The sequence below is a fragment of the Kitasatospora putterlickiae genome, from assembly GCF_039527695.1.
GTDB classification, from domain to species: Bacteria; Actinomycetota; Actinomycetes; order Streptomycetales; family Streptomycetaceae; genus Kitasatospora; species Kitasatospora putterlickiae.
The window spans coordinates 2,387-3,065 of sequence record NZ_BAAAKJ010000329.1 but is presented as its reverse complement, the minus strand read 5'-3'; the positions used below and the strand labels follow the sequence as shown (position 1 = coordinate 3,065).

Sequence of the window (679 nt, the reverse complement as noted above, 5' to 3'; positions counted from 1 at the left end):
CGTCTCGGCCGCCGACGTCCCGACCACCCTGGCCCCGGGCGCCGCCCCGGCCCCGCAGGGCCCCCGCGACCCCCTCGTCCCGACCCGGATCCAGGTGCTCGCGGGCACCGTGGACGGCAAGCCGTGGAGCGTCTGGGCGGCCCTGTGGCCGGCCCCGGGCAAGGAGCGGATCCACGAGCAGGCCCGCAGGATCTGGGAGGAGGACGCCGCCGCCGGCTACTCCTGGCCCGCGCCGACCGAGGAGTACGTCGACCAGTACGGGACCCCGGACGCGGACCACGTGGTCTTCTACTACGTCCTGGACGGCACCCGGCTGGCGACCCCGGCGGAGGCCCTGATCGCGCCGCCGGGCGCCCCGGTGGGCCTCGCCTCCGCCCCCGACGAGCGGTTCGGCAAGGTCTGGCTGGGCCGCCAGGCCAAGAACGGCGAGGCCGACCCGCTGTTCCGCGTCCCGAAGGCCCAGGCCGGGCTGGTGAAGCCGGACGTCGCCCGCGCCGAGGTGCGGTGGAGCGACGGCGTCACCGCCGAGCCCGCCGTCCTCGCCCTCGGCGACTCCGGGGCCCGCTGGATCGCGGTCGCCAAGCGCGGCGTCCCCGCCGAGCTGCGCCTCTACGCGGCCGACGGCTCGCTGATCGCCACCGACGGGAAGTGGCTGGACAGTTGACGGCCGGCCGGTGCC

Annotated in this window: 1 protein-coding gene; it reads left to right on the top strand. The window is 77.5% G+C overall.

What is annotated here, in order from left to right; all coding sequences use genetic code 11:
* A partial coding sequence (locus tag ABD308_RS31065; RefSeq protein WP_344342415.1) for a cupin domain-containing protein occupies positions 1 to 664 on the top strand: 664 nt, incomplete at its 5' end.
* Positions 665 to 679 lie beyond the last annotated feature (15 nt).